This is a genomic window from Tabrizicola sp. (assembly GCF_036781545.1).
Classification (GTDB): Bacteria; Pseudomonadota; Alphaproteobacteria; order Rhodobacterales; family Rhodobacteraceae; genus Tabrizicola.
On record NZ_DAIQAT010000268.1, the window covers coordinates 1 to 2,459 of the forward strand.

Annotated in this window: 3 protein-coding genes; all 3 read left to right on the top strand. The window is 68.3% G+C overall.

The window, feature by feature from the left end; all coding sequences use genetic code 11:
* Nucleotides 1-902, top strand: a 902-nt coding sequence (locus tag V7Q39_RS20490; RefSeq protein WP_333818456.1) for an amidase family protein, incomplete at its 5' end; no start/stop codon positions are given.
* Between the two features lie 21 nt (nt 903-923).
* On the top strand, nt 924-1,859 hold the full coding sequence (locus V7Q39_RS20495; RefSeq protein ID WP_333818457.1) for a Gfo/Idh/MocA family protein: 936 nt from the start codon (nt 924-926) through the stop codon (nt 1,857-1,859).
* Between the two features lie 13 nt (nt 1,860-1,872).
* Nucleotides 1,873-2,459, top strand: a 587-nt coding sequence (locus V7Q39_RS20500; RefSeq protein ID WP_333818459.1) for an acylneuraminate cytidylyltransferase family protein, incomplete at its 3' end; no start/stop codon positions are given.

Consider the following 2,459-nt stretch of genomic DNA (forward strand, 5'->3'; position numbering starts at 1 on the left):
TGCGCAACCCGGCGGGGTTCTGCAACGTCTACGGCTTCCGCCCGACCTGGGGGCTGGTGCCCGCGGATGCCGAGGGCGACACCTACCTCTCGACGCTCGCCACCGAAGGCCCGATGGCGCGAACCATCGAGGATCTCGCGCGGCTGCTGCTGGTGCAGGCGGGCGAGAACCCGGAGGTCCCCTTCCCCCGCGCGGTGCCGGACCTGCTGACCGGGCTGGACCGGGGGGTGAAGGGGTTGCGCGTCGGCTGGCTGGCCGACTGGGGCGGCGCCTATGCGATGGAGCCGGGCATCCTCGCCGCCTCCGAGGCGGGCCTGAAGGTGCTGGAGGGCCTGGGCGCGGTGGTGGAGCCCCTGCCCCCGCCCTTCCCGGCGGAAAAGCTGTGGTCCGCCTGGGTCACGCTGCGCGCCATGCTGAACGCAGGCGGCAAGCGCGCCTTGGCCGAGGACCCGGCAAAACGCGCACTGACCAAGCCCGAGACGATCTGGGAGATCGAGCAGGGCATGGGCCTGAGCGCGCAGGCGGTTTACGAGGCGAGCGTGATCCGCAGCCGCTGGCATGCCCATGCCGCACGGCTGTTCCAACGCTACGACGCCGTGATCCTGCCGACCGCGCAGGTCTGGCCCTTCCCCGCCGGTTGGCGCTGGCCGGAAGAGATCGCGGGGCACAGGATGGACACCTATCACCGCTGGATGGAGGTGGTGGTGCCTGCCAGCCTGATCGGCCTGCCCGCGCTGTCGGTGCCGGTGGGCTTTTCTGAAAGCGGATTGCCGACGGGGATGCAGATCATCGGCCGGTCGGGCGACGACGCGGGCGTGCTGGCCGTGGGGCAGGCCTACCACCGCGCGACCGACTGGCCGGGCCAGCGCCCGCCTCTGGTCCCCCCGGCGGTTTCGCGCTAGGGCTTGCCCAAGGGAGGCAGCATGCGTGTTCTGGTCATCGGCTCCGGCTCCATCGGGCGGCGGCATCACGACAATCTGCGGTCGCTGGGGGCCGAGCCCCGGCTGCTTTCCTGGCGCGAGGCGGGGCTGGACGGGGCATTGGCCGCGATGGACGGGGCCGAGGCGGTGGTGATCGCCACGGCAACCGACATTCGCCTGCCGCTGGTCGAGGCCGCCGCTGCCCGCGGCCTGGCCATGTATATCGAGAAGCCGCTCGCCTTCCGGCCCAAGGAGGTGGAGGCCATCGCGCTGGCTGCCGCGCCGGTCGCGGAACGGTCGATGCTCGGCTACATGATGCGCTACCATCCGGCGGTGCGGGCATTGGCGGCGGCGGATCTGTCCGACGTGTTCCAGTTCGCGCTGACCATCGGCCATGACGTGACGCAATGGCGGGCGAACTGGCGGTTTTCGGAAAGCTATGCCGCGAAGGGAGAAGGCGGCGGGGTGCTGCTGGACCTCTGCCACGAGCTTGACCTGGCGGTGTGCCTGGTCCCGGGCCTCACGGTGACGCAGGTCGAAAGCCTGGGCCATGCAGCCTTTCCCGGCGTGGATTTCGCCAGCCGGATTTCGCTGACGGCTGAAGGGCTTGCAGGCGATGTGTCGATGGACTACCTGACCCCCCTCCTCCACCGCCGCACCACCCTGCGGGGGACGGAACGGATGCACGACTTCGACTTCGCGGCACAGATCTACCGGGTGACGGAACCTTCCGGCCCGCGGCTTCTGGACCTGCCACTGGAACGCAATGCGATGTTCCTGGATGCGATGCGCGACTTCCTGGCGCTGGCCTCGGGGGGCGAGACTTCGGGCAACCCGCTGATGCCGCGGCTGGACCGCTGCCTGGGCTCTGCCCGGCTGGTGGCCGACGCCTGGTCGAAGCGGGAATTCATCGGTTCCATCACCAAGGACATCCCATGACGGAGTATCTCAAGTGATTTTGGGCCATATCGGCGCGCGGAAGGGCTCGAAGGGCGTGCCGCGCAAGAACTTCCGACTGATCCACGGCAAGCCGCTAATCGACTGGTCGCTGGATCAGCTGCTGGAGCATCCGCTGGTGGATGCCGTGGTGGTCTCGACAGATGACGAGGAAATCTATGACCATGCGGTTGCGAAAGGCTGCCTGAAGATCGGGCTGCGCCCCTCGCATCTGGCGACGGACAGCGCCGGAAAATGGGGGGTCTGGCAGCACGCGCTGGAGGCGTCCGAGGCCTTGGTCGGCCCGGTGGATGCCTTCCTAGACCTCGACTGCACCTCGCCGCTGCGGCTGCCCGAAGACATCACCGCCGCGCTGCAACTTTACAAAACCGAACATCCAGACATGGTGATGAGCTGCTGCGAGGCGCGAAAGAATCCCTATTTCAACCTTGTGGAGCCTGACGCGAGCGGCGCGCTGCATGTGTCGAAACCGCTTCCCGGCGGCGTGGTCGCCCGCCAGCAGGCGCCGGTGGTCTATGAACATGCGGCCTCGACCTATGTGGTCGATCCCGCCTATCTGAAACGGTCGAAGGGGCTGTGGGA

What these genes read in the sequence shown, in the direction of transcription:
- V7Q39_RS20495 (WP_333818457.1), top strand. Translation starts at nt 924, where the DNA reads ATGCGTGTTCTGGTCATCGGCTCCGGCTCCATCGGGCGGCGGCATCAC.